Annotated in this window: 30 protein-coding genes and 1 pseudogene; 15 read left to right on the forward strand and 16 right to left on the reverse strand. The window is 63.5% G+C overall.

The features are described from left to right. Positions 1-73: 73 nt before the first annotated feature. On the forward strand, positions 74-847 hold the full coding sequence (locus FJ938_RS18190; RefSeq protein WP_140695999.1) for a Bax inhibitor-1/YccA family protein: 774 nt from the start codon (positions 74-76) through the stop codon (positions 845-847). A gap of 119 nt (positions 848-966) precedes the next feature. Further along, positions 967-1,536 (forward strand): GNAT family N-acetyltransferase, encoded by a 570-nt coding sequence (locus FJ938_RS18195; protein WP_140696002.1) that lies wholly within the window; start codon positions 967-969, stop codon positions 1,534-1,536. Between the two features lie 63 nt (positions 1,537-1,599). Here FJ938_RS18195 and FJ938_RS18200 read toward each other — a convergent pair whose 3' ends face one another. The 3 genes from FJ938_RS18200 to acnA all read right to left on the reverse strand — a co-directional run bounded on the left by FJ938_RS18200 (position 1,600) and on the right by acnA (position 6,390). Continuing rightward, positions 1,600-1,986 (reverse strand): DUF2794 domain-containing protein, encoded by a 387-nt coding sequence (locus FJ938_RS18200; protein ID WP_140696005.1) that lies wholly within the window; start codon positions 1,984-1,986, stop codon positions 1,600-1,602. Positions 1,987-2,524: 538 nt separating this feature from the next. Then, on the reverse strand, positions 2,525-3,310 hold the full coding sequence (locus tag FJ938_RS18205) for a thioredoxin family protein (RefSeq protein WP_140696008.1): 786 nt from the start codon (positions 3,308-3,310) through the stop codon (positions 2,525-2,527). 389 nt (positions 3,311-3,699) lie between these two features. Next, the gene (acnA, locus tag FJ938_RS18210) at positions 3,700-6,390 is read right to left on the reverse strand and encodes an aconitate hydratase AcnA (protein ID WP_140696010.1); all 2,691 of its coding nucleotides are present in this window, start codon (positions 6,388-6,390) and stop codon (positions 3,700-3,702) included. A gap of 286 nt (positions 6,391-6,676) precedes the next feature. On the opposite strand from acnA, the gene ccmA reads away from it, so the two are divergent. The 4 genes from ccmA (at position 6,677) to FJ938_RS18230 (ending at position 8,956) form a co-directional block, all read left to right on the forward strand. Beyond that, positions 6,677-7,285, forward strand: a complete 609-nt coding sequence (gene ccmA, locus FJ938_RS18215; RefSeq protein WP_140696012.1) for a heme ABC exporter ATP-binding protein CcmA — start codon at positions 6,677-6,679, stop codon at positions 7,283-7,285. 80 nt (positions 7,286-7,365) lie between these two features. Continuing rightward, a complete protein-coding gene (ccmB, locus tag FJ938_RS18220; protein ID WP_140696014.1) occupies positions 7,366-8,031 on the forward strand; it encodes a heme exporter protein CcmB in 666 nt (221 codons plus the stop codon). A 176-nt stretch (positions 8,032-8,207) separates the two neighbouring features. Continuing rightward, a complete protein-coding gene (ccmD, locus tag FJ938_RS18225) occupies positions 8,208-8,381 on the forward strand; it encodes a heme exporter protein CcmD (RefSeq protein ID WP_140696016.1) in 174 nt (57 codons plus the stop codon). Further along, entirely contained in the window at positions 8,378-8,956 is a 579-nt protein-coding gene (locus FJ938_RS18230) for a DsbE family thiol:disulfide interchange protein (RefSeq protein ID WP_140696018.1), read from the forward strand. Before ccmD ends, FJ938_RS18230 begins: the two co-directional genes overlap by 4 nt. A gap of 223 nt (positions 8,957-9,179) precedes the next feature. Here the strand turns inward: FJ938_RS18230 and FJ938_RS18235 are convergent, their stop codons facing one another. Then, entirely contained in the window at positions 9,180-9,347 is a 168-nt protein-coding gene (locus FJ938_RS18235) for a hypothetical protein (protein WP_140696020.1), read from the reverse strand. Between the two features lie 286 nt (positions 9,348-9,633). Between FJ938_RS18235 and FJ938_RS18240 the strand changes: the two genes are divergently transcribed. Together FJ938_RS18240 and FJ938_RS18245 are read left to right on the forward strand one after the other, a co-directional pair. Beyond that, a complete protein-coding gene (locus FJ938_RS18240) occupies positions 9,634-10,554 on the forward strand; it encodes an SMP-30/gluconolactonase/LRE family protein (protein ID WP_140696023.1) in 921 nt (306 codons plus the stop codon). A gap of 162 nt (positions 10,555-10,716) precedes the next feature. Continuing rightward, positions 10,717-10,923 (forward strand): 4-oxalocrotonate tautomerase family protein, encoded by a 207-nt coding sequence (locus FJ938_RS18245; protein WP_140610186.1) that lies wholly within the window; start codon positions 10,717-10,719, stop codon positions 10,921-10,923. 240 nt (positions 10,924-11,163) lie between these two features. Here FJ938_RS18245 and FJ938_RS18255 read toward each other — a convergent pair whose 3' ends face one another. The 11 genes and pseudogenes from FJ938_RS18255 to FJ938_RS18295 form a co-directional block, all read right to left on the reverse strand. Further along, complete coding sequence (locus FJ938_RS18255) at positions 11,164-11,484, reverse strand: NAD(P)H-dependent oxidoreductase (protein ID WP_281407070.1); 321 nt, start codon at positions 11,482-11,484, stop codon at positions 11,164-11,166. A 40-nt stretch (positions 11,485-11,524) separates the two neighbouring features. Then, positions 11,525-11,743, reverse strand: a pseudogene (locus tag FJ938_RS30400) (NAD(P)H-dependent oxidoreductase); the annotation flags it as partial. After that, positions 11,737-12,357 (reverse strand): pyridoxamine 5'-phosphate oxidase family protein, encoded by a 621-nt coding sequence (locus FJ938_RS18260; protein ID WP_140610185.1) that lies wholly within the window; start codon positions 12,355-12,357, stop codon positions 11,737-11,739. The gene FJ938_RS18260 and the pseudogene FJ938_RS30400, both read right to left, overlap by 7 nt. Before the next feature lie 11 nt (positions 12,358-12,368). Further along, positions 12,369-13,043 (reverse strand): septation protein A, encoded by a 675-nt coding sequence (locus FJ938_RS18265; RefSeq protein WP_140610184.1) that lies wholly within the window; start codon positions 13,041-13,043, stop codon positions 12,369-12,371. 62 nt (positions 13,044-13,105) lie between these two features. Continuing rightward, entirely contained in the window at positions 13,106-14,806 is a 1,701-nt protein-coding gene (ftsY, locus tag FJ938_RS30000) for a signal recognition particle-docking protein FtsY (protein WP_246673395.1), read from the reverse strand. Positions 14,807-14,888: 82 nt separating this feature from the next. Beyond that, positions 14,889-15,116 carry a hypothetical protein gene (locus FJ938_RS29540; protein WP_181169128.1) on the reverse strand — a complete coding sequence of 76 codons (228 nt, stop codon included), beginning with the start codon at positions 15,114-15,116 and terminating at the stop codon, positions 14,889-14,891. A 12-nt stretch (positions 15,117-15,128) separates the two neighbouring features. Further along, positions 15,129-16,475, reverse strand: a complete 1,347-nt coding sequence (gene mtaB, locus FJ938_RS18275; RefSeq protein ID WP_181169130.1) for a tRNA (N(6)-L-threonylcarbamoyladenosine(37)-C(2))-methylthiotransferase MtaB — start codon at positions 16,473-16,475, stop codon at positions 15,129-15,131. Next, positions 16,472-17,356, reverse strand: a complete 885-nt coding sequence (gene dapF / locus FJ938_RS18280; protein ID WP_140696025.1) for a diaminopimelate epimerase — start codon at positions 17,354-17,356, stop codon at positions 16,472-16,474. The genes mtaB and dapF overlap by 4 nt, the downstream gene beginning before the upstream one ends. Before the next feature lie 98 nt (positions 17,357-17,454). Continuing rightward, the gene (locus tag FJ938_RS18285) at positions 17,455-17,616 is read right to left on the reverse strand and encodes a DUF1328 family protein (protein ID WP_140696027.1); all 162 of its coding nucleotides are present in this window, start codon (positions 17,614-17,616) and stop codon (positions 17,455-17,457) included. 75 nt (positions 17,617-17,691) lie between these two features. After that, on the reverse strand, positions 17,692-18,258 hold the full coding sequence (locus tag FJ938_RS18290; protein ID WP_140696030.1) for a hypothetical protein: 567 nt from the start codon (positions 18,256-18,258) through the stop codon (positions 17,692-17,694). 77 nt (positions 18,259-18,335) lie between these two features. Next, a complete protein-coding gene (locus FJ938_RS18295) occupies positions 18,336-19,340 on the reverse strand; it encodes an MBL fold metallo-hydrolase (RefSeq protein ID WP_140696033.1) in 1,005 nt (334 codons plus the stop codon). Between the two features lie 331 nt (positions 19,341-19,671). Here FJ938_RS18295 and FJ938_RS18300 point away from each other — a divergent pair, with 331 nt between their 5' ends. Both FJ938_RS18300 and zapE read left to right on the forward strand, forming a co-directional pair. Then, positions 19,672-20,211 (forward strand): protease inhibitor Inh/omp19 family protein, encoded by a 540-nt coding sequence (locus FJ938_RS18300; protein WP_140696035.1) that lies wholly within the window; start codon positions 19,672-19,674, stop codon positions 20,209-20,211. 188 nt (positions 20,212-20,399) lie between these two features. Further along, a complete protein-coding gene (gene zapE, locus FJ938_RS18305; protein ID WP_140696037.1) occupies positions 20,400-21,602 on the forward strand; it encodes a cell division protein ZapE in 1,203 nt (400 codons plus the stop codon). Between the two features lie 176 nt (positions 21,603-21,778). Here the strand turns inward: zapE and FJ938_RS30305 are convergent, their stop codons facing one another. Further along, complete coding sequence (locus FJ938_RS30305) at positions 21,779-21,904, reverse strand: hypothetical protein (protein ID WP_281409100.1); 126 nt, start codon at positions 21,902-21,904, stop codon at positions 21,779-21,781. 232 nt (positions 21,905-22,136) lie between these two features. On the opposite strand from FJ938_RS30305, the gene mdh reads away from it, so the two are divergent. Genes mdh through FJ938_RS18335 form a run of 5 tightly spaced genes read left to right on the forward strand, consistent with a single transcriptional unit; the run spans position 22,137 to position 25,419 of the window. Next, positions 22,137-23,105 carry a malate dehydrogenase gene (gene mdh, locus FJ938_RS18315; RefSeq protein WP_140696038.1) on the forward strand — a complete coding sequence of 323 codons (969 nt, stop codon included), beginning with the start codon at positions 22,137-22,139 and terminating at the stop codon, positions 23,103-23,105. 32 nt (positions 23,106-23,137) lie between these two features. Then, entirely contained in the window at positions 23,138-24,331 is a 1,194-nt protein-coding gene (gene sucC / locus FJ938_RS18320) for an ADP-forming succinate--CoA ligase subunit beta (protein WP_140696040.1), read from the forward strand. 4 nt (positions 24,332-24,335) lie between these two features. Then, positions 24,336-24,707: a cupin domain-containing protein gene (locus FJ938_RS18325; protein ID WP_140696042.1), complete on the forward strand. Its 372-nt coding sequence runs from the start codon at positions 24,336-24,338 to the stop codon at positions 24,705-24,707. Positions 24,708-24,767: 60 nt separating this feature from the next. Next, the gene (locus tag FJ938_RS18330) at positions 24,768-25,010 is read left to right on the forward strand and encodes a hypothetical protein (RefSeq protein WP_140696045.1); all 243 of its coding nucleotides are present in this window, start codon (positions 24,768-24,770) and stop codon (positions 25,008-25,010) included. Then, the gene (locus FJ938_RS18335; protein WP_140696048.1) at positions 25,000-25,419 is read left to right on the forward strand and encodes a PIN domain-containing protein; all 420 of its coding nucleotides are present in this window, start codon (positions 25,000-25,002) and stop codon (positions 25,417-25,419) included. Before FJ938_RS18330 ends, FJ938_RS18335 begins: the two co-directional genes overlap by 11 nt. Positions 25,420-25,423 lie beyond the last annotated feature (4 nt).

The raw sequence follows: 25,423 nt of genomic DNA on the forward strand, positions 1-25,423 counted from the left end.
GGCGCCTGGGTTCGGCGGATGTATATCCGGCAGGGCCCGACACCGGACGGGGCAGAAGCAATAGAGGACTACAATGGCTGATCCCATTCGCAATTATCAGACGCGCGCCGTGCCCGGCGCCGCTGTCGATATCGACCAGGGCCTGCGCGCCTACATGATCAAGGTCTACAATTTGATGGGGCTTGGTCTCCTCATCACCGGCCTTGCCGCCGTCGGCACGATCATGCTGGCGACCACGACCGATCCGGCCTCGGCTGTCGCCACGCTGCCGAGCGGCGAGATGCTGACCTCGTTCGGCTACGCGATCTTCGGTTCGCCGCTGCGCTGGGTGGTGATACTGGCGCCACTTGCCGCCGTGTTCTTCCTGTCGTTCCGCGTCCAGTCGATGAGCGTTTCGGCGGCGCAGACCACATTCTGGGTCTATGCCGGCCTGGTCGGCCTGTCGCTATCTTCGATCTTTCTTGTCTACACCACGGCAAGCATCTCGCAGACCTTCTTCGCCACCGCCGCCGCCTTCGGCGCGCTGTCGCTGTACGGCTACACGACCAAGCGCGACCTGACGGCGATGGGCTCGTTCCTGATCATGGGCGTGTTCGGCATCATCATCGCGTCGGTGATCAACATCTTCCTGCAGTCTTCGGCGCTGTCCTTCGCCGTTTCGGCGATCGGCGTGCTGGTCTTCGCCGGCCTCACCGCCTATGACACGCAGAACATCAAAGAGATGTATTTCGAGGGTGACGCTTCCGATGTCGCCGGCCGCAAGGCGATCATGGGCGCGTTGAGGCTCTACCTCGACTTCATCAACCTGTTCATGTTCCTGCTGCAGTTCATGGGCGACCGCCGCTAAGGCTTCGTCCGCGGGTCTCGCTGGACCATCGACTGGCGGAAGGGCGGCCCAACGGCCGCCCTTTCCTTTTGTGTCGGCCTTTGCTGTTATTGAAGGCAGATGAAAGGCTTGCATAATAAATGAGCATTATCGTGATTCGGCCGGCGATCTCGGCCGACCTCGACGCCGTCACCGAAATCTATGCCGACGCAGTAACCAACGGCACGGCGAGTTACGAGTTGGAGCCACCCGGCCGCGCCGAGATGGGTGCGCGATTCGAAACGCTCGCGGCCGGCGGCTTCCCCTATCTGGTGGCGGAAAAGGCTGGCCTCGTGCTCGGCTATGCCTATGCCGGTCCCTTCCGGCCGCGCCCGGCCTATCGCTTCATCGTCGAGGATTCGGTCTATATCGCGCCCGATGCCAAGGGCCAGGGCGTCGGCCTCAAGCTGATGCAAAGCCTGATCGCGGCGGTCGAGGCAGCGGGCTTCCGCCAGATCGTCGCGGTGATCGGCGACGGCCATGCCGACAGCGCCTCGGTCAAGCTGCACGAAAAGCTCGGCTTCCGCCATTCAGGCCGCCTCGAAGGTTCCGGCTACAAGCACGGGCGTTGGCTGGACACGGTGTTCATGCAATTGCCACTGAATGGTGGAGCGTCACTGCCGCCTGATCCGGCTTCCCTACCGGAGCGTCGATTTCAGCAGCAGAAATAAGGGATTGAGTTCTTTACGCAATTCCGGACGCAAAAACCGCTGCGCACTTTTCCTGGAATTGCTCTAGGCCTGCACCAGCTTCAGCTTGCCATCGAAGACGCCGAGCACGCGGCCAAGCTCCTGGCCGCGTTTGAGGATGCGCCCGCCCGCCGCGATGACGGCGAACGCACCCTGCTTGCGCGCCAGTTTCGGATCCTTGACGATCTGAAACAGCGGCACTTCGCTGGCGCGGCGGAAGACGGAAAACACGGCTCTGTCGGTCAAATGGTCGATGGCGTAGTCGCGCCATTCATTGGCGGCGACCATGCGCCCGTAGAGCCTGAGGATCTGGTCCAGTTCCCGCCGGTCGAAGCGCACCGGCTGGTCGAGGCGGTCACGTCGCGCCTCGTGCAGCGGGATCAATATTGCGGATGCGTCACCATCCCCCGTCCCGCCGCCATCGTCCGTCATGCCTCGATCCTTCAAAATGAATCTTTGCCAACCAAAGTTGGCCCCTTCGCGTTACAATTGCAAGAGCCGGCGAGGAGAGGCGGGGGTGCGCCTTTTTGGACACGTCCAGTCACTTTTGTAATGCGTCCTGTTGGAATTGGTGATGCTTCGCCACATTTCTGCCTTTTTTTATCCGCGCTCATGCCCCAATGTCCGACGAATTTACCGGCGTTGCCTGAGACGGTTCGGTCCGGCACCGACTCGTAAACCCCAAGCCCCCCGCCCACGGGTCTGCGTCGGATCGAACCAACCTCGGTTTTTCCTTGGAGAAATCGGGTGCGACGATCCCAAATACCCTGAATGACCGGCGTCAGAAGCAAGCTGACGTCGGTTTTTTCATGCCTGCGGTTTGGCGTGCCAGCCGGTCTCCCGGACAACTCAGACATCCTGTTGCAGTCAGCAAAGCAATTCCAGGAAATGTGGAACGGTCTTCCGTCCAGAATAGCGTTTGCGATAGGTTCAGCGTTTTCGTGAACCGATGAACCGCTCGCTATGGCCGTCAGGGCTTGTGAATGAAGGCGGCACCCAGGATAGGCCCCGGCATGCCGTCCTTGCCGACGGACTGCAGCAGCACGGCGCAACCGCCCTTCTTGGAAACCTCGCTCAGCGGCAATTCATAGCGTTGCGCCTTGCCGTGCCACATGCCCGCCGTCTGGATGTCGGTGACTGCGTTCCAATAGGTCATCTTGCGACCGGTGTTCTCGCCCTGGGCGATCTTGATCGTCTGCGGCGGCTCGAAATAGACGATGACGACATGGGCATCGCTGGGGCCGGCGCCGGCGTCGCCGGCGTCGATGATCACACGGTCGCTGGTCCGACTGACCTTGACAGGGACCCGAATGCCCTCGCCACCCCTGGCCATGCGGGCGAGCGCGCCATTGACCTCGCTGCGGTTGGCGCCGTTGACATGGATGCGGCCGTTGATGACCGCCTGTGGCGTATAAACGGACCGGCTGCCGAAGGCGCGCATGTAGTCATTCTGCCGCTCGGTGTTTTCCTTTTGGCTCAGCGTGTCCTTCCAGCCGAGATAGTCCCAATAGTCGACGTGATAGGCGAGCGCGACAATGTCTTCCTTGTTGGCAAGCTCGGCGAAGAAGGCGTCGGCTGGCGGACAGGAACTGCAGCCTTGGCTGGTGAACAGTTCGACCACGCCAAGCGGCTTGTCGGGCTGGGATTTTTCGGCCTGGACCCTCTCGGACTCGCCCGCGTGGCCCGAACCGGCAAACGCCGAGAAGGCCAGCGCAAAGGCTGCCAGCCACAGTGATCTTCGCCTGGCCATGACCATTCCAATTCCCGCCGGTGATGCCGGCTTTGTTCTGATTTGCGGAAATATGTGGCAGAAGCGCAAGTCAACGGGAAGTCACGTTGCGGTGAAATTTTTGCATCGCAGCCGCAGATAAGGCGGCGATAGGAGCGGCACTGCATTTCACGACGCGGTTCGATTTGGGGGTGGCATCACCACCATGTGGCAAACTCTCCTGATCCCCGACGATCTCTATTGCGGGCGAACTGGTCAGGAACTTGGGCCGAGCCGCTAATGCTTTGAGCGGCCTGGCTTTTATTGCCGGGCAGTAGGGCAGTAGGGCAGTAGGGCAGTAGGGCAGTAGGGCAGTAGGGCAGTAGGGCAGTAGGTGTTGCTTCCCTACGGCCCTACTGCCTCATTCCCTTGCTGCCTCAGGCAGCGAGATCGCGCAGCACGTATTGCAGGATGCCGCCGTTCTTGAAGTAGTCGAGCTCATCCAGCGTATCGATGCGGCAAACGATCGGCACGTTCTTCACCGTGCCGTCGCCATAGGTGACCTTGGCGTTCATCGTCTGGCGCGGCTTGATCGCATTCAGGCCGTCGATCTCGACGAGCTCGTCGCCCTTGAGGTTGAGCGACGCCCAGGAGGTGCCGTCCTCGAAGACGAAGGGGATGACGCCCATGCCGACCAGGTTCGAGCGATGGATGCGCTCGAAGGACTGGGCGATGACCGCGCGGACGCCAAGGAGATTCGTTCCCTTGGCCGCCCAGTCACGCGACGAGCCGTTGCCGTATTCGACGCCGGCGAAGATGACCAGCGGCACGCCTTCCTTCTTGTACTCCATCGCCGCGTCGTAGATCGATTCCTCTTCCTTCGACGGGTAGTGGATGGTGTAGCCGCCCTCGCGGCCGTTCTCGCCCAGCATGTGGTTGCGGATGCGGATGTTGGCGAAGGTGCCGCGCATCATCACCTCATGGTTGCCGCGTCGCGTGCCATACTGGTTGAAGTCGGCAACGCCGACGCCATGGTCGGTGAGGTATTTGCCGGCCGGCGACGCGGCCTTGATCGAACCCGCCGGCGAGATGTGGTCGGTGGTGATCTTGTCGCCGAACAGGCCGAGGATGCGAGCCCCCTTGATATCACCGATCTTGCCGAAGCCCGAGGTCATGCCGGCGAAATAGGGCGGGTTCTGCACATAGGTCGAGTTGTCGTCCCAGGCATAGGTCTGGCCTTCCGGCGCCTTGACGTTCTGCCAGTATTCGTCGCCCTTGAAGACGTCGGCATATTTGCGGGCGAACAGCTCGCGGGTGACGTTCTTCTCGATGAACTCCTGGATCTCGGCCGAGCTTGGCCAGATGTCCTTGAGGTAGACCGGATTGCCGTTGCTGTCCTCGCCAAGCGGCTCTGACGTCAGGTCCTTGGTGACGGTTCCAGCCAAGGCGTGGGCAACGACCAGCGGCGGCGAGGCGAGGTAGTTGGCTTGCACGTCGGGCGAGACGCGGCCTTCGAAGTTGCGGTTGCCGGACAAGACCGCGGCAGCAATCAAACCTTTATCGTTGATGGTCCTGGAGATCGGCGCCGGCAGCGGGCCGGAATTGCCGATGCAGGTGGTGCAGCCGAAGCCGACTAGGTTGAAGCCGATCTGGTCGAGTTCCTTCTGCAGGCCGGATTTCTCCAGATATTCGGCGACCACCTGGCTGCCGGGCGCCAGCGAGGTCTTCACCCACGGCTTCTGCTTGAGGCCAAGGCGGTTGGCGTTGCGGGCGAGCAGCCCAGCGCCGATCAGCACGCTCGGGTTCGAGGTGTTGGTGCACGACGTGATGGCGGCGATGACGACGTCGCCATGGCCGAGATCATGATCGGTGCCTTCGACGGCGTAGCGCTTGGAAATTTCCGCCGCCTTCCTGTATTCGGTGTCCATCGCCTTGGCGAAGCCGGCCGGAATGCCTTCGAGCGCGACACGGCCTTCGGGGCGCTTGGGGCCGGCCATCGACGGCACGACATCGCCGAGATCAAGTTCGAGCAGGTCGGTGAAGACGGGGTCGGCGGAGCCTGCCTCGCGCCACATGCCTTGCGCCTTGGAATAGGCCTCGACCAGCGCGATGCGGCTTTCCTCGCGGCCGGACATTGTGAGGTAGCGGATTGTCTCGCTGTCGACCGGGAAGAAACCGCAGGTGGCGCCGTATTCGGGCGCCATGTTGCCGATGGTGGCGCGGTCGGCCAGCGTCATGTTGGAGAGTCCGGGGCCGAAGAACTCGACGAACTTGCCGACGACGCCCTTCTTGCGCAGCATCTGGGTGACGGTGAGCACGAGGTCGGTGGCGGTGACGCCCTCCTTGAGCTTGCCGGTGAGGCGAAAGCCGATGACTTCCGGCAAAAGCATGGAAACGGGCTGGCCGAGCATGGCCGCCTCGGCCTCGATGCCGCCGACACCCCAGCCGAGCACGCCAAGGCCGTTGATCATGGTGGTGTGCGAATCGGTGCCGACGCAGGTGTCGGGATAGGCTGTCGTTTCGCCATCCTCGGTGTTGGTCCACACCACCTGGCCGAGATATTCGAGGTTGACCTGGTGGCAGATGCCGGTGCCGGGCGGCACGACGCGGAAGTTGCGGAACGCCTGCTGGCCCCACTTGAGGAACTTATAGCGTTCCTCGTTGCGCTCATATTCGAGCTCGACATTGCGGGCGAAGGCCATCGGCGTGCCGAACTCGTCGACGATGACGGAATGGTCGATGACGAGGTCGACCGGCACCAGCGGATTGATCTTCTGCGGGTCGCCGCCGAGCGAGGCCATGGCGTCGCGCATGGCGGCAAGGTCGACCACGGCCGGAACGCCGGTAAAATCCTGCATCAGCACGCGGGCCGGGCGATAGGCGATCTCGACGCCGGCGGTGCCCTTGTCGGTCAGCCAGCCGGCGACCGCCTGGATGCTGTCCTTGGTGACGGAGCGGCCATCCTCGTTGCGCAAGAGGTTCTCCAGCAGTACCTTCATCGAATAGGGCAGTTGGGCGATGCCGGTGAGACCGTTCTTCTCGGCCTCGACGAGGTCGAAATAGGCATACTCCGCACCGCCCGCGGTCAGCGTGCGGCGGCAATTGAAACTATCCAGGGATTTTGACACGTGCGATCCGTCCTTGTCTGTTCAGCCTGAAAGGGAACGGACGCCGATGGCATGCAATCACGCGCAAAGGTGCGGGTACGGCCATTTCCGCTGTCCGTTCCCAAGCAACCCGAGCCGTTCAAGGCGGCGCGTGCGCTGGTTTCGGCGCAAATTCTGTTCCCGCGCCGACCGCTGGCACGGATGCACCGCATATAGAGAATTTTCTGGAATAGTTCTAGACAGTTGCGGAGCAAATTTGTGCGATGCGGCAGCGCTCGCGAAACATTGTTTTCAGGGCAGGCGAGGGATGCGGCTTATCGCCGAAAATCTGGGCGGCGAACGCGGCGGCGAATCGGTTTTCTCCGGCATCGGCTTCGCGCTCGACCAGGGCCAGGCGCTGGTCGTCACGGGACCGAACGGCGCCGGCAAATCAACCCTGCTCCGGATCATCGCCGGGCTGCTGCCGAAGGCCGAGGGCCATCTGCTGCTCGAGGGCGGTGGTGAGGCGTTTCCGTCGATCGCTTCGGCCTGCCATTATCTCGGTCATCAGAACGCGATGAAGACGGCGCTCAGCGTGGCGGAGAATTTGCGCTTCTGGCGGGAGTTCAATGGCAGTGGAGATACCGGCGTTGAAGAGGCGCTGGAAACGGTCGGGCTGGGGGGCATCGGCCATCTGCCGTTCGGCTATCTCTCGACCGGGCAGCGTCGCCGCGCGGCGATCGCGAAGCTGCTGGTCAGCCATCGACCCTTATGGTTGCTCGATGAGCCGACGGCGGGGCTGGACAAGGCTTCGGAGGAGCGGTTCGCGGGGCTGATGCGCAAACATCTGGGAGACGGAGGGATTGTCGTGGCGGCAACGCATCTGCCGCTGGGGATCGAGGGGGCAAAGGCGCTGCGGATGGGGGAGGCCGGCTGATGTCTGCGCTCTACGGCACCCCCCTCTGTACAGAGGGGGGCGCGAAGGAACTCCCACCTAAACAAAAGGCCGCAGTGTAAATGTGGTCCCTCTTCCTGCGCGACATCCGTCTCTCGATCCGCGCCGGCGGCGGGGCGCTGACCGGCGTCATCTTCTTCCTTGCCGTCATCGCCACCATCCCGTTCGGTGTCGGGCCGGACCTGAAGCTGCTTTCCCGCATCGGCCCGGCGATCCTTTGGATCGGGGCGCTGCTGTCCTGCCTGCTCGGGCTCGACCGGCTGTTCCAGGCCGACCGTGAGGACGGTTCGCTGGACCTGCTGGTGCTCGGCAACGACCGGCACATGCTGGCGCTCAGCGTGCTGGTGAAGTGCCTGGCGCATTGGGCGGGAAGCGTGCTGCCGCTGGTGGTCGCAGCTCCCCTGCTCGGCCTGTTCATGAACATGGAGCCGCTGGCGATCGGCGCCACGGCGCTCACCTTGCTGGTCGGCACGCCGGCGATCACCTTCATCGGCGCCGCGGGTGCGGCCGTGGCGGTGGCGCTGCCGCGCGGCGGGCTGCTGATCTCGGTGCTGGTGCTGCCGCTGACCATCCCGGTGCTGATCTTCGGCGTCTCGGCGAGCTATGGGGCGACGGCCAATCCGGACCCCTTCCTGCAACCCTTCCTCATTCTTGCCGCGCTGACGCTGTTTCTTGCCGTGCTGGGGCCGGCCTCGGCGGCGCTGGCCTTGCGCCATGGTACGGATTGAGTGACCTCGGCCAGGGTTTTGCGCGACATCACGGCGGCGGCGCGGCGACCATGCAGGTTTGGGACTGCGGCGCGGCAGCCGATTGCGAAGCCACGGGCAGGCCGTTAAGGGAAAAGCATGATCGAGCGAGGCGAAACGATCCGGTCGGAAAGAAGAACGTCGATGGAGCGGCGGCCGTGAGCGCGTATGCCCTCTATGTCGCTGCGGCCTATGCGATTACCGCCGTGGTGCTGGCCGGCTTGATCGGCTGGATCCTTCTCGACCAGCGGGCGCGCAAGCGCGAACTCGCCGAACTCGAAGCCGCCGGCGTGCGACGCCGTTCCGACAAGGCCGGGACACCGAAGCCATGAGCAGTGAAAGCGAAACACCGCCCCCCCGCCGGCGCCTGTTCGTATTTTTGCCGCTGCTGGTCTTCCTCGGCCTGGCGGGACTGTTCCTGTCGCAGCTGCTGTCGGGACGCGATATTTCGGAAGTGCCCTCGGCGCTGATCGGGTTGCCGGCGCCGCAAACCAGCTTGCCGGCGCTGGAAGGGTCAAACCTGCCGGGGCTCGATTCGAAGGCCTTCGCCGGCAAGGTCACGCTGGTCAACGTGTTTGCCTCATGGTGCGCGCCGTGCCGGGAAGAGCATCCGGTGCTGCTGGCGCTGGCGCAGGACAAGCGCTTCACCATGGCGGCGCTGAATTACAAGGACCGGCCGGAAAACGCCCGCCGCTTCCTCGGCGACCTCGGCAATCCATTCCAGGCGATCGGCGTCGACGAGGCGGGCCGCACGGCGATCGACTGGGGGGTCTATGGCGTGCCGGAAACCTTCGTCATCGGCAAGGATGGCAAGATTGCCTACAAGCATGTCGGTCCGCTGACGGCGGAGTCGGCGAGGGATCTCCTGCTGCCGCAGATCGAAAAGGCACTGGCGGCGCCGGGTTGAGGCGGCCCTTCGGTCGTCATTCTAGGGCGAAGCAAGAAGCGAAGCGACGCGGCGCAGACCCTAGAATCCATTCCGTGACATTCGTTAGAAGTGCGGCGGTCCGAAACGCGTACGAGCCCTGCACCGCGGTAACTCTCGAAAATCACGGCATGGATCCTTGGGTCATCGCTCCGCTTCGCGTCGCTACGCCCAAGGATGACGAACGTGATTGGCCGACCGAATACTAGCCGTAGATCTGCTTGTGGATCTGGTACAGCATCTCGCTGCGGTCGGCGCGCATGTCGGCCAGGTCGCGGCTGGAGAAGCTGTCGATTTCGGCGACGAGGCGGTTGTACTGCTTGCGCTTGGCGATGCTGGTGCGAGCGCGGGTCACGAGATCGTTGAAGATCATGTCAAGGTTCCTTCTATGCCGCGTTTGTCGCGGCTGGTTCTTCCTCCCTTGATCGATACGCAGCATGACATAGGAATGGTGCGCTGCAAAAAGAAGATGTTGCAATGCACCATTGCGCGGAGCGCATAGCAGGTTAATGGCGTTCTAAAGCGTCCTTCCGCACATCGGACCGCCGGCGCGAAAGGCTGGCCCAATCCATTTTGTCTTACAAATGCGAAATCCACGGCTTGCCATATCGATCGCGGGCTGGCTTGATCCGACGTCACGTGATGCCGGGAGGAAATGCATGGCGGCCTCAGACTATTATGAAGTTCTCGATCCGCGCTTCGCGCGCCTGTTCAATGGCAGCGCGCAGGTGGAGAAGCTGTTCACCGGATGCCGCTGGGCGGAAGGGCCGGCCTGGTTCGCCGCCGGCCGCTACGTCGTCTGGTCGGACATCCCGAACAACCGCATGCTGCGCTACGACGAGACGGATGGCAGCGTCAGCGTCTTCCGCCAGCCCTCCGGCAATTCCAACGGCAACACCGTCGACCGGCAAGGCCGGCTGGTCACCTGCGAGCATTCGGGCCGCCGTGTCAGCCGCACCGAGCATGACGGCTCGGTCACCACGATTGCCGCCAAATGGAAGGGCAAGCGGCTGAACTCGCCCAACGACGTGGTGGTGAAATCCGACGGCTCGATCTGGTTCACCGACCCGAGCTATGGCATCGACACCGACTATGAGGGCGACAAGGCCGAGAGCGAGATCGGCGCCTGCCATGTCTACCGGGTCGATCCCGAGACTGGCGAGGTGGAGGCCGCCATCACCGACATGGTCAAGCCGAATGGCCTCGCCTTCTCGCTCGACGAAAGCCTGCTCTATGTCGTCGATACCGGCCGCACGCATGGCGCTGAGAACCCGGCGCATATGCGCGTGTTCAACGTCGGCAAGCACGGCAAGAAGGTTTCGGGCGGCAAGGTGTTCGCCGACTGCACCGCCGGCCTGTTCGACGGCTTCCGGCTCGACGCGGACGGGCGCATCTGGACGAGCGCGGCTGACGGCATCCATTGCTACGATCCGGACGGGACGCTGATCGGCAAGGTCAAGGTGCCGGAGGTGACCGCCAATTGCGTGTTCGGCGGCGCCAAGCTGAATTGTCTCTACATCGCCGGCACCACCTCGCTCTATTCGGTGCGGCTGATGGTGAATGGGGCCAAGACCTATTGAGGCTACTGGAAACTTTTCTCTGGCGGCCTCTGCTGGCGTTTCTGCGCCTATCTGATGCGCTCGCCGCGCCACGGGTACTGCAACCCCCGCGCTGCGGTTTGCCGGAGCGAGCTTCGAAACACTTGCCGGGCGGCGACCGGCAGAATCCAAGGGGAGGACGTCATGCCATTCGTCAACATCCGCATCGTCAAGGAAGTGATCGCCGCCGATCCGGCCGGCAAGAAGGCTGAGATCGCCAGGAAGGTCACGGCCGCCATCATGGACGCCACCGGCCTCGGCAATGACGATGTCTGGGTGGTTTTTGAGGAGGTCAATGCCCGCGACTGGTATGTCGGCAAGACCGATGTCGAAACGCTGCGCAAGGGCTAACCCGACTAAGGCTGCTACGCGGACATTGTGAGGGGCCGGCGGGACAGCGCCCCCCTCTGTCCTGCCGGACATCTCCCCCACATGGGGGGAGATCTGATGCCGCTACCGCTTTCGCCAATAATCAACGTTACGAGAGGAAGCCGGCGGCGGAACTGCCAATCTCCCCCCAAGTGGGGGAGATGCCCGGTAGGGCAGAGGCGGGCGCGAAGGATCGCAAACGAAGGATAGTGGCCAACACGCTCAACGCGTCCCGATAAACTCCGCAAAAGCCGCAACCGCATCGTGCATGACCAGCCGGTTCGCCGGTTCCGTGAGAATATTCTCCACCTCCGGCGACTTCTTCCCCAGCAAGGCAATCTCAAGCCCGCCATCGTAAAGCGCGAACGACATGGTGCGCATGATCTCGGCCAATGCGGCGCGCGCATAGAGCGAGCGCGGCGAGGCGTGCACCAGCATCGCCGGCTTGTCGATGGCGGCCTCGCCCGACACCAGCCAGTCGAGCGCGTTCTTCAGCCCGCCCGGAACGCCATGGGCATATTCCCGGGCACGAGATGATGACACCGTCCGCGCGGGTGATCATCTCGATCAAGCGTGCCGCTTCGGAAGGCGTGCGCTCGCCTTCGTCGTCGGGATTGAAGATCGGCAGCCGGCTGAGGCCGTCATAAAGCTGGACGCGGCAGTCCGCAGGCGCGTTGGCGGCCAAGGCCGCCACCAGGGCCGAATTGGTCGAGGCGGCGCGCAGGCTGCCGGAGATGGCGATGATGTTGAGCACGGTGAAGAAGGCCGGTTCGGACGAATCGTGTCCGTCCGAGCCTACCACATGGTCCGCCGGTAATCGTCGTCCAGCCAGCGGTCAGTCGCCTCGGCGGAGTCGGCGAGCGCCAGCTGGTCACGCAGGATCTGGCCGAGCGTCGGCAGCATGGCGCGGTCGTACCAGCTCTCCGGCTTCCACAGATCGGAGCGCATGAAAGCCTTGGCGCAATGCATGTAGGTGGCCTTGACTGACACCACGATGACGCTTTGCGGTTCCTTTCCGTTAACGGCAAGGCGCTCGCGCAAGGTGGCATCCACGGTGATGCGGGCATCGCCATTGACGCGCAGCGTCTCGTTCATGCCGGGGATGAGGAAGAGCAGGCCGACCGAAGGATTGCGCAGGATGTTTTCCAGCGTGTCCAGCCGGTTGTTGCCGGGCCGGTCGGGGATGGCGATGGTGCGGTCGTCGAGAATGGCGGCGAAACCGGGCTTGTCGCCCTTCGGCGTCACGTCGGAATTGCCTTCGCCGTCGGAGGAGCCGATCAGCACGAAGGGGCTCTTGCCGATGAAGGAGCGGCAGTGGCCGTCGAGGGTCTTCAATTCCTTGCGGATGGAACCGTCGGTGGGGCGCGGCGTCTTGTAGATCGTCCGCAGCTCTTCGCGCGTGGTGACGAATTCCATGCCTTTACTCCCTATTTGCCGGCCTTCTCCTCGCCGCCTGCCTTGTCGTCCAGCGAATGGCGCAGGATCAGCGGCATCTGGCTGAAGGTGAACAGGAGCGTGATCGGCATGATCCCCCAGACCTTGAAGGTAACCCAGGCGTCGGTGGAAAAGTTGCGCCAGACAACTTCATTGACGATGGCCAGGAACAGGAAGAACAGGCCCCAGCGGAAGGTCAGTTTCCGCCAGCCTTCGGCATCGAGCCGGAACGCCGAATCGAAGACATAGCCGAGCAGCGACTTGCCGAAGAACAGGCCGCCGAGCAGCACGCCGCCGAACAGCGTGTTGACGATGGTCGGCTTCATCTTGATGAAGATGTCGTCCTGCAGGTAGAGCGTCAGCGCGCCGAAGATGAGGACGACGACGCCCGACACCATCGGCATGATTGGCAAGGTGCGGGTGAGCAGCCACGAGACGGCAAGGGCGATGACGGTTGCCGCCATGAACAAGCCGGTGGCGACAAAGATCGGCCCGCCGAATTCGGCCAGCACCGGAAATTTCTGCGTCAGCCATTCGCCACGCGCATTGGCGAAGAAGAAGACCATCAGCGGCCCGAGCTCAAGCACCAGCTTGAGCACGGGATTGACGCCTTCCTTCTTCTCTTTCTGCGGATCGGAGGGATCGCGCTCGAGGATAGGTGGGTTCATGGAATCTCTTTCTTATGCATGGTCTGGCCCAAAAAGCCTGCAACTTTTTGGGGCATGCTTGTTTAGGCCACTCCGGCGATCGCCCTGGCGAATTCGCTTGCCGAGAAAGGCTCGAGGTCCTCGACCTGTTCGCCGACGCCGATGAAATAGACCGGCAATTTGTGCTTTGCCGCGATCGCCACCAGAATACCGCCGCGCGCCGTGCCGTCCAGCTTGGTCATCACCAGGCCGTTGACGCCGGCGACATTGCGGAAGATCTCGACCTGGTTGAGCGCGTTCTGGCCGGTGGTGGCATCGACCGTCTGCAGCACCGTGTGTGGCGCCTCGGGGTCGAGCTTGCCCAGCACGCGCACGATCTTTTCCAGCTCGGCCATCAGTTCGGTTTTGTTCTGTAGGCGGCCGGCGGTGTCGATGATCAGCACGTCTGAACCCGCCTCCTTGGCCTTCTCGAAGGCGTCATAGGCGAGGCCGGCGGCGTCGGCGCCAAGTTTCGAGGCGATCACCGGCGATTTCGTCCGCTCGCCCCAGATCTTCAGCTGCTCGATGGCCGCGGCGCGGAACGTGTCGCCGGCGGCCAGCATCACCGACAGGCCGCCATCGGTCAGTTTCGCCGCCAGCTTGCCGATGGTGGTGGTCTTGCCGGTGCCGTTGACGCCGACCACCAGGACGACATGCGGCTTGTGCGAGAGATCGAGCTCCAGCGGCATGGCGACAGGTGTCAGCACCTTTTCGACCTCGGCCGCCATGATGGCGCGGACTTCGGTGTCGGAGACATCCTTGCCGTAACGGCTGGAAGCCAGCGCATCGGTGACGCGCAGCGCCGTTTCCATGCCGAGGTCGGCGCGGATCAGCACATCCTCCAAATCCTGCAGCGTGTCCTCGTCCAGCTTGCGCCGGGTGAAGACGCCAGCGATGTTGCCGGTGAGTTCACGCGACGAGCGGGCAAGCCCGTCCCGCATGCGCTGGAACCAGGACCGCCGCGGCGCCGCCTCGGGCGCTTTCGCCGGCTCGGCCTTCTGCTCGACCTTTTTGGAGACGGTTACCTTTCCCTGGGCGGGTTTCGGTTCCGGCAGGGGTTGTGGGACAGACTGAGGTTCCGGCGCGATCTCGGCAATGACCGGCTGTACTTCGACCGGGGATGGTTGCCGAAGGGGGGGCACGATTTCCGCTGGTGGCGCCGGAATCGTCGGCGAAGCTTCGGCGGTCGGTGCGGAATTTTCCGCAGGTTGGCGCTGCGCCTCACCCTTACCCTCTCCACGTGAAGTACGGGGAGAGGGGGGCGTCAGCGTCGAGGCTTCTTCTTCGGTATCAGCAAAAGGGGTTCCGGCGTCGCGATCAGCGCCCTTCCCCCCGTCCCTATACGGGGAGAAGGTGCCGGCAGGCGGATGAGGGGCGGCGCTGACTTCCGGGGCAAGCCTTGCGGACGGGATCGTCGACGGCGTCTCGATCGGTGCCGGCACTTCGGCGGGCGCTGGCTCCGGCAGTTCCTCCGGTTCCGGCGCGATCCCTGGCCGTTCAGGAATTTCCTGTGGCGCAGGTTCCGGAAGCCGTTCCGGCACCACCGGCACGTCGGGGGTTTCTTGCGGCGCTGGCTCTTCGGCGGGTATTTCGGGAGCCGGCGGCTTCGGGGCGGGCTCGACCGGCGCCGGTTCCTCTTCCGGCTCGGGTTCCGGCAGCGGCTCCGGTTCGGCGGGAACCGTCGGCTCCTGCGGTGACGGTATAGTCGGAATGGGCTCGGGTGCCGGCGCCTCGACAGGCGCCATCGGGGGCGCGTCCTTTACCTCCCCCTCGATGGGGGAGGTCCCGAGCGCAGCTCGGGGGTGGGGGTGATCGGCGCCGGCGCTATCACCCCACCCCCGAGCTGCGCTCGGGACCTTCCCCATCGAGGGGAGGGTGGGGCGCTGCTTCCGGTTCTTCGCGCTTCAAAAATTCCGGCATGGCCTGCTCGGCCGCCGGCTTTAGCGCGTCCAGTGCTTCCCATTTGATCGGCGGCAGCGGGGCGGTCTCGTCGATCCGCTCCTCGACAACCTCTTTCTTGCCGAACGAAAATATCTTCTTGAAAAAACCAGCCATGCTTTGCGTTTCTCAGGCGGCGCGGGCGGCAAGGGGCGCGGCGATCAGGCGAGCGCCGTCATGGCCCGATATCTCGGCCTCGACGATTTCGCCCGGCGCGCCTGTGCCCAGTGCGGCAAGTGTAAAACCCTCGGTGCGGCCAAGGCCATCGCGTTCGATCAGGATCGACTGGCGTGTTCCGGCAAGCGAGGCCAGATGGCGCCGATAGGCCGCCTCGCCGGCGGCGCGCAGTCGTGCGGCGCGCTGCTTGACCACTTCGCGGCGCACTTGCGGCATGCGCGCGGCGGGCGTGCCTTCGCGCGGGCTGAACGGGAAGACGTGGAGATGGGTCAGGTCGCACTCCGCGACGATCTTTATCGAGTTCTCGAACATGTCGTCGGTCTCGGTCGGGAAGCCGGCGATGATGTCGGCGCCGAAGACGATGTCCTTGCGCAGCTTGCGCACATCCTCGCAGAAGCGGATCGACTGGTCTCTGCTGTGGCGGCGCTTCATGCGCTTCAGGATCATGTCGTCGCCCGACTGCAGCGACAGGTGCAGATGCGGCATCAGCCGGGGCTCGGTGGCGATGGCGTCGAGCAATTCGTCGTCGGCCTCGATCGAATCGATCGAGGACAGCCGCAGGCGCTTCACGTCGGGCACCTGCTTCAGGATGGTTTTCACCAATTTGCCGAGCTTGGGCGCGCCCGGCAGGTCGGCGCCGAAAGACGTCATGTCGACGCCGGTCAAAACGACCTCGGCATAGCCGTTGCCGGCAAGCCGCTTGACCTGCTCGACGACAGCGCCCATCGGCACCGAGCGCGAATTGCCGCGGCCATAGGGAATGATGCAGAAGGTGCAGCGATGGTCGCAGCCATTCTGCACCTGGACGAAAGCACGGGCCCGGCCCTCGATGGCGTCGACCATATGGCCGGCGGTCTCGCGCACCGAAAAAATGTCGTTGACGCGCGCCTTCTCGGTGTCGTTGACGCCGAAATCCGGCAGCGCGCGGTAGGAGTTCGCTTTCAGCTTCTCCTCATTGCCGAGAACGAGATCGACCTCGTCCATGGCCGTGAAGTCCTGTGGCGCGGTCTGCGCGGCACAGCCGGTGACGATGATGCGCGCGCGAGGGTTGTCGCGGCGAGCCTTGCGGATCGCTTGCTTGGTCTGGCGGACCGCCTCGCCGGTGACGGCGCAGGTGTTGAAGATCACGGCGCCGCCGGCCAGCGTGCCAAGGCCGGCACTTTCAGCCTCGCGCCGCATCACCTCGGACTCATAGGTGTTCAGCCGGCAGCCGAAGGTCACCACGTCAATGCCATTGGAACGGGGAGCCTCGGAGAGGGGGCCCTCGAAGACCGGGCTCTTGGACAGAGCCGACATCAGGCCGCGCTTTCGGTGTCGCGGGCCCAGGTGCCGTTGGACGGATCGAAGCTGCCGGAAAACTCCCATTCGGCCGCACCGGTCAGGATGACGTGGTCGTCGTCGCGCCATTCGACATGCAGCGTGCCGCCGCCGGGGGTCAGCAGCCTGACGCTGCGCCCGGTCCGCCTGGTGCGGGCCGCCGCCACCACGGCAGCGCAAGCCGCCGAGCCGCAGGCCTTGGTCAGGCCGGCGCCGCGCTCCCAGGTGCGGATGACCATGGTTTCGGGCGACGTCACCTGCGCGATGGTGATGTTGGCGCGCTCGGGGAAGATCGGGTGGTTTTCGAGGAGCGGGCCGAAGCGCTCGAGTTCATAGGACCAGACATCGCGGTTGACCCAGAAGATGGCGTGCGGGTTGCCCATCGAGACGGCGGAGGGCGAATGCAGCACCGGCGCGTCGATCGGGCCGATCTGCAATTCGATCATGCGGGTGTCGCGGAATTCCTCGGCGAGCGGAATTTCCTGCCAGCCGAAACGCGGCATGCCCATGTCGACCGAGATCAAGCCGGCGGCATGCTCTTCCGCATTGAGAATGCCGGCGCGGGTCTCGAAGGTAAACGTCTTCTGGCCGGTCTCGGCGGCAAGCGCCTGCACAACACAGCGCATGCCGTTGCCGCAAGCCTGCGCGCCCGAGCCGTCGGAATTCAGGATGTCGACATAATAGGCAGTGCCCGGCGTCTTCGCGTCATGGATCGCCATGATCTGGTCGAAGCGGGTCGCGGGATCGGCGTTGAGCGCGATCGCCGCCGCCGCCGTCACCCGGTCGGCACGGCCGCGCATATCGGCGACGATGATCTCGTTGCCGATGCCGTTCATCTTGGCGAAGGGGGCGATGCCTGCCATTTCTTGCGGTCGTTCCATATCCGTTTGGCGCTATATGGCGGAAACGGGCGGGAATTACCAGTCTGCCAGCGTGTTCAGCCGCGCTGAAGGCGCCGGCCCTACGTCACCGCGAAGATGCCAAGCACCACCAGCAGGAAGATGATCAGAACGATGCCGATGAGGACGCGCGCGCCGGTGGCCGCGGCTCCCGCGAGCGCCGGCATGCCGAGCAGGCTCGCCGCGGCGGCGATGATGAGAAGAATGATGATCCATTTGATCATGGGGATGCCTCAGACGTCGGATTTTTGAAAGCGTATGAAAACGTCCCCATGGCATTTGGGTTCCAGGCTACGAAATTAGCCGGCGATCTCGATATCGGTGCTGAACGGCGCCGTCTTGGCCGAATTCTCGTCATGCATGAGGAAGTCGCAGCGATATTTGCCGGGCGGCAGGCCATCGAGCGAGAGGTCCAGCTTGAAGAACAACTCGCGGTTGTGCGAGCGCGAGGCGACTTGCACACGGCCAACCTTCTCCATCGTGCCCAGCGTTTGTCCCGCGGCGGAGACGACGGTGATGTCGACCGAAAGCGCAATGGAGCTGTTGCCGAGCCCGTCCGAGCCATAACCATAGCCGACGGGTTCCATGTACAGGGCGATCTTCTCGCCGGGCTTATAGATGTGATTGGCTCGTTCGCCGTAGATGCCGAAGCCGGTGGCGCTGTCCACCTGCTTGACGTTCAGCACGCCAAGCGGCATCGCCTTCCAGAAGGCTTCCTCGGCGCTGTTGAATTTTTCCATCGCGCCGGAGCCATCCCCTGACTGGAGCAACTTCTCGGCCTCGGCGGCCCGGTCGCTGATTTCGCCCGCGAAAGCCGCCGGCGTGCAGATGGCGGTGGCGAGCAGGGCTGCCAGGATTATTTTCACGAGACGCCTCTCCGTTCCTTTGAGCCGGCATCGTGGGGCAAAACAGCCACGGCGTAAATGGCAATCGCCGATGCGCCTCAAGGCACGTCCCATACCTCGCCGGGCCGCAAGGCGCGAAAGCGCTCCCGCGAGATGCCTTGATCGTCCAGTGCTTCGGCCAGCTTGCGAACCGGCTCGTCGAACGACTCGTCGGTGAGCTGAAAGGTGCCCCAGTGGCAACCCGCGGCCAAGGCGGCGTTGCACAAAAGCATGCCTTGCACCGCCTCCTCCGGGTTCTGGTGCTGCGGCGCCATGAACCAGCGCGGCTCATAGGCGCCGATCGGCAGGATGGCGAAGCGGAAGCCGTCATGCTTCCCGGCGATCAGCCGGTAGTTAATGCCTTCATGGAAGCCGGTGTCGCCGGCGAAATAGATCTTTCCGCCTGGTGTCTCGATGACGAAGCCGGCCCACAGCGCCATACGCCGGTCGCGGGCGCCGCGCGCCGACCAGTGATGCGCGGGTTCGACGTGGATGGCGGTGCCATCTCCAACGGCGATCCTGTCGCCCCAGTCATGCGCCGTCAGCCGCATGCCGGGCACGGCGGCGTTGATGATGGTGTCGTTGCCGAGCGGTGTCATCACCAACGGGTCGTGCGTTTCCTTCAGCCGCTTCAGCGTGGCGAGGTCGAGATGGTCATAGTGATTGTGGCTGACCAGCACGAGGTCGATCGGCGGCAGGTCGGCGAAAGCGATGCCTGGCGGACTGACGCGTTTGGGACCGGCGAAGGAAAACGGCGACGAGCGCTGCGACCAGACCGGATCGGTGAGGATGTTCAGGCCAGCCGTTTGGATCAGCAATGTGGAATGGCCGACCATGGTAACCTTCAGATCGGAGCCTTCCACCCGTGCAGCCGGCCTTGCCTGCTGAAACGGGCTCGGCTGCGCCGCCGGCCATTTCGAGCGCCGGCCATTCAGCTTCCATTTCAGGAGATCGGCAAAGCGGCCAGGCGGCTTGCCATCGGGATTGAAGAACAAGATGCCGTCGAAATGGTCGCTGGACGGGCCGCTGTAGTAGCGATTGGCGGCTCTCTTTCTCGCGATCAAGTCTTTGCTCCGGCGGGGTTCGTTTCCCTGACATAGGCCCTGCCTCGCCTGGCGCAAGCGTTTGCCGGCCGAATGCCATCGGTCAGGGCGGCACCTTGGCTACTTCGGGCTGCCAACTGGCCATACGTCGCTTGGATCATTTGACGCATGCCGTAGTCCCAAAATCGCTACGCATTTTTGGCGAGACGCATTATGTGATAAATCTGCAACAAATCCTGCTGCAAACCCTATTTTAACCATATCGGGTTGAAATTTCGCCACCTTCTCCATTTTGGTGGAGGTGAGATTGCGCGGACGGCGTTCCCCCCAGCCGGATCCGACGGAGGTGGTAATGAATTTTTCGAAAAGCGGCCTGGTGGCTGTATCCCTGGCTGCGCTTTTTGCAAGCGGCTGTACGACCTCGCGATTCTCGTCGATGGACGAACAGCAGCCGGCGCCGCTGCAGCCGGCGCCTTCCGGCCAGGTGACCTCCAACCAATTGCCGCCGCCGGCTTCGCCCGGCACCACCGACCCGTCGCAGTTCCCGACCGCGCCGCAGAACACGCAAGTGGCTTCGCTGCCGCCGGACGGCTCCGCGCCCGCCGGTGCCGCGGACCTTAACGCGGCAAGCGTCGCGGGCGTGTGGAATGCCAGCGTTTCCGGCCAGAGCTGCAAGATTGCGACGCCGCAGACCAAGTTCGGCGCCGGCTTCCGCGCCGGGCCGCTGCACTGTCCGGCGCCGATCGACGGCATCAAGTCGTGGAATGTCACCGGCAAGCAGCTGACGCTTTATGACGAGAATGGCGGCTCGCTGGCGCGGCTCTATTCTTCAGGCGGTTCGAAATTCGACGGCCAGACTTCCAATGGCCAACCGATTTCGCTTACAAGGTAGCTGGATGTGCCGATATTCAGGTGATGCCGGCCTGCGAGCGGCGGCTTTCTGCGCTTCCGGAGCCCACGTACCCAAAAGTACGCTCCGCTCCGGTTCTCGAAAGCCGACATTCTCGGCTTGGCCTGACCTGAATCTCAACACACCTAGTCCTCCCCGGAGCATCCTGCTCTGAACAAATGACGTGACCGATGCATCTGCGTGACGGCCTCCAGACCCATGTGACCGTCAGGCAGCGCTACGACCATCTGGTGGAAACCGGCGTGATCGGGCGCGATGCGGCGCAAGAGAGAATCGCCGCCGCGCTCGACCGATTGATCGACGAGATCTCGGCCAAGCGGCTGGCGCAAAAATCCAGTGCGCTGGGCTGGCTGTTTGCCCGCAAGCGCGAGACGCATGCGGCCGTCAAGGGCCTCTACATCCATGGCGGTGTCGGCCGCGGCAAGACCATGCTGATGGACATGTTCTTCGAGCTGGTGCCGGTCAGGCGCAAGCGCCGCGTCCATTTCAACGACTTCATGGCCGAGGTGCAGGACCGCATCCAGAAGCACCGGCAGGCGCGCAAGAACGGCGACGTCAGGGAAGACGATCCGATCCCGCCCGTGGCCAAGGCGCTCGCCGAGCAGGCCTGGGTGCTGTGCTTCGACGAGTTCTCGGTCACCGACATCGCTGACGCGATGATCCTGTCCAGGCTCTTTTCGGCGCTGTTCACCAATGGCGTGGTGTTGGTCGCCACCTCGAACGTGGCGCCGGAAGACCTCTACAGCGACGGGCTCAACCGCCAGCTCTTCCTGCCCTTCATTGGCATTCTGGAACGGCACGCGCAGGTGCTGTCGCTCGACAGCGACAAGGACTATCGACTGGAAAAGCTTGCCCGCACGCCGGTCTATGTCACGCCAGCCAATGCCGCGGCCGACCGGGCGCTCGACGAGGCCTGGCGGACGATGACGCGCGGCGCGCCGACGGCGGCGACATCGCTTGCGCTGAAGGGTCGGCAGGTGCTGGTGCCGGCCGCCGCCGGCGACGCGGCGCGGTTTTCCTTCGCCGACCTCTGCGAAAAACCGCTCGGCGCGCGCGATTTCCTGGCCATTGCCGGGCGCTTCTCGACCGTCTTCATCGATCACGTGCCGGTGCTGGGGGAAGGCAAGCGCAACGAAGCCAAGCGCTTCATCCTCTTGATCGACACGCTCTACGACCACCATGTCCGGCTGGTGGTGAGCGCCGAGGCGCCGCCGCAAGAGCTTTACGTGGCCAAGCGCGGCGTCGAGGTGTTCGAGTTCGAACGCACGGCGTCAAGGCTTATCGAGATGCAAAGCCGCGACTGGCTGGAGGATTGGGCGGAGCGGCGGAAGACGCGGACGATGCCAGCGGAAGCGGGGCGGGCGCAGGCGTAGCTCGTCATTCTAGGGCGCAGCGGCGCAAGCGCCGCGCAGACCCTGGGATCCATTCCGCGACCTGCGAGCGTCACATCGAGGCGCAGCCTTACGAAGTTCTCCGGTCGGCTTGTCCGGATGGCGGTGGATGACCGCCGCGCATTGGCCGACGACAACACCCTCGGCCAGGGCCATGATCATGAAATGGCCCGATGCGTGAGATAGCTGGCAAGGGGCCGCACCGGCTCATCGAACACGGCGCCGGCCACCCGCATCACAAGGGCGTCATCGCCGGGAAAGAGCCTTCTGATCGCGGTCGTCATTGTGTAAATTCCCCCAGGCGGCCTATAAAGTTTTGACGTTTACGTAAATCCCAACTGGTCTAACCGATTGAAAATGCTCGCTTCAAAATAATCGTTTGAATTTATCTTGCGCCGGGGCTATGGGTGCGGCGAAATCTCGCGGTTCTCGCATCCTTCCGGCCTCTTCCTCAATGTCGTCATCAAGTCGTCAAAGATTTGGGCGCAGTCACAGACAAAGGGAAAACATCCTCACATGGCACGCAACAAGATAGCGCTTATCGGCTCGGGCATGATCGGCGGCACGCTCGCCCATATGATCGGCCTCAAGGATCTCGGCGATGTGATCCTGTTCGATATCGCCGAGGGCATTCCGCAAGGCAAGGGGCTCGATATCGCGCAGTCGTCGCCGGTCGACGGCTTTGATTCCCGGCTGACCGGCGTCAACGACTATGCCGGCATCGAGGGTGCCGACGTCTGCATCGTCACCGCCGGCGTACCGCGCAAGCCGGGCATGAGCCGCGACGACCTGCTCGGCATCAACCTCAAGGTCATGGAACAGGTTGGCGCCGGCCTCAAGAAATACGCGCCGAAGGCCTTCGTCATCTGCATCACCAACCCGCTCGACGCCATGGTGTGGGCGCTGCAGAAGTTTTCCGGCCTGCCCAAGACCCATGTGGTGGGCATGGCCGGCGTGCTCGACTCGTCGCGCTTCCGCTATTTCCTGTCCGAGGAATTCAAGGTCTCGGTCGAGGACGTCACCGCCTTCGTGCTGGGTGGCCACGGCGATTCCATGGTGCCGATGATCCGCTATTCGACGGTCGCCGGCATCCCGCTGCCCGACCTTGTCAAGATGGGCTGGACCTCGAAGGAGAGGCTCGACCAGATCGTGCAGCGCACCCGCGACGGCGGCGCCGAGATCGTCGGCCTGCTCAAGACCGGCTCGGCCTATTATGCGCCGGCGGCTTCGGCGATTTCGATGGCGGAAGCCTATCTCAAGGACAAGAAGCGCGTGCTGCCATGCGCGGCACACCTTTCTGGTCAGTATGGCGTCAAGGGCACCTATGTCGGCGTTCCCGTGGTGATCGGCGCCGGCGGCGTCGAGCGCATCATCGAGATCGACCTGTCGAAGGCCGAGCAGAAGATGTTCGATAGCTCGGTGGCCGCGGTGCAGGGCCTGACCGAGGCCTGCGTCAAGATCGCGCCGCAACTCGCCTCGAAGTAAACCCCGCCAAAACGATCTGGAGACAGTTCCCCATGAACATCCATGAATATCAGGGCAAGGCGCTGCTGAAGAGCTTTGGCGCGCCGGTGGCCGAAGGCGTGCCGGTGTTCAAGGCGGGCGAGGCGGAAGCCGCGGCCAAGGCGCTGCCCGGTCCGCTCTATGTGGTGAAGAGCCAGATCCATGCCGGCGGCCGCGGCAAGGGCAAGTTCAAGGAACTCGGCCCCGACGCCAAGGGCGGCGTGCGGCTGGCGAAGTCGGTTGCCGAAGTCGTCGCCAACACCAACGAAATGCTCGGCCACACGTTGGTGACCAAGCAGACCGGCCCGGCCGGCAAGCAGGTCAACCGGCTCTATATCGAGGACGGCGCGGACATCGAGCGCGAGCTCTATCTGTCGATCCTTGTCGACCGCTCGGTCGGCCGGATCGCCTTCGTCGTCTCGACCGAGGGCGGCATGGACATCGAGGCGGTCGCGCATGACACGCCGGAAAAGATCATCACCGTCGCCATCGACCCGGAAAAGGGCGTTACGGCGGACGACGTGGAGAAGCTCAATGCCGCGCTGAAGCTCGACGGCGACGCGGCCGAGGATGGCGCCACGCTGTTCCCGATCCTCTACAAGGCCTTCGTCGAGAAGGACATGAGCCTGCTCGAGGTCAATCCGCTGATCGTCATGAAGAATGGGCATTTGCGTGTGCTCGACGCAAAAGTGTCGTTCGACAACAATGCGCTGTTCCGCCACCCCGAGGTGATGGAGCTGCGCGACACCACCGAAGAGGACGAGAAGGAGATCGAGGCGTCGAAATACGACCTCGCCTATGTCGCGCTCGACGGCAATATCGGCTGCATGGTCAACGGCGCCGGGCTTGCCATGGCGACGATGGACATCATCAAGCTCTACGGCGCTGAGCCGGCTAATTTCCTCGATGTCGGCGGCGGCGCATCGAAGGAGAAGGTGACGGCGGCTTTCAAGATCATCACCAAGGATCCGGCTGTCGAGGGCATCCTGATCAACATCTTCGGCGGCATCATGAAGTGCGACATCATCGCCGAGGGCGTCATCGCCGCGGTCAAGGAAGTCGGGCTGAAAGTGCCGCTGGTGGTGCGCCTGGAAGGCACCAATGCCGAGCTCGGCAAGAAGATCATCAACGACAGCGGCCTCAACGTCGTCTCCGCCGATGATCTCGACGACGCGGCCAAGAAGATCGTCAAGGCGGTGAAGGGCTGAGCGGATGCCCCCGCGCAAGATAAACCTGGTCGAGGCGGCGGACCGGAAGATCAGCAAGGTCTTCGATCCGCATATTGCCGGCGACGTGAACGACAGCCAGGCCAAGGTCGCCAAGTTCGGCGCGGTTTTCGACTGGCATGCGCATGACCATGAGGACGAAGCCTTCCTCGTGCTGCGCGGCCGCATTGCCATCGATTTCCGCGATGGCCCGGTCGAACTCGGCGAGGGCGACTTCATCGTCGTGCCGCGCGGCGTCGAGCACCGGCCGCGTTCGCTGACCCTGGAGCCGGTGGTGCTGATGTTCGAGCCGGCGACGACGCTCAACACCGGCAATGCCAAGGGCGATCTCACCGTCACCGATCTGAAGCGGTTATGAGGAACTTGCGATGGCTACACAGTTACACATATACTGTGGAACATTCGCGGGAGAAACGAAATGAAGAATATCACCCTGGCAGTCGAGGACGAGATTCTGGAGCAGGTCAAGCTGACGGCCGCCGAACAACGAACGACTGTCAACGGCATGGTGCGGGAGTTTTTCGCGACAGTGGCGGCGAAGCGGCGCGCCAAGGACGAGGCACGGCAAGCCCTTCTGCGGCTCGCTCGCGAGGCGGCTGGAGATGCAGCGGGAGATATGGGCAGCAAAAAGTGGAACCGGGAAGATCTCTATGACCGCTGAGTGCTTCCTGGACACAAACGTTCTCGTCTATGCCGCCATCGGACACAAATCCGAGCGTGCGAAGTATGAACGCGCCGTGGAATTGATTGCCAAGGAAGACTATTCGACCTCCGCGCAGGTGCTGCAGGAGTTCTACATAAATGTGACCAAACGAGCGGAGGTCGTGCTCGCGCCAGCGAAGGCGGCCGAGTGGGTCGCTGCGATTTCGATGAAGCCCTGCCAGGATCTGGACAGCGCCGTTGTGATGCGAGGCATCGAGAATTCGCAACGGTACCAGATTTCCTATTGGGACGGCGCAATCATCGCCGCGGCCGAACGCCTCGGCGTCAAGGTACTTTACACCGAAGATCTCAATCACGGGCAGACTTACGGTTCCGTGGTCGCCGTCAACCCCTTCCGTACTCACTGATCAG

The sequence above is a fragment of the Mesorhizobium sp. B2-4-14 genome, assembly GCF_006442155.1.
In the GTDB taxonomy this organism is placed as follows: Bacteria; Pseudomonadota; Alphaproteobacteria; order Rhizobiales; family Rhizobiaceae; genus Mesorhizobium.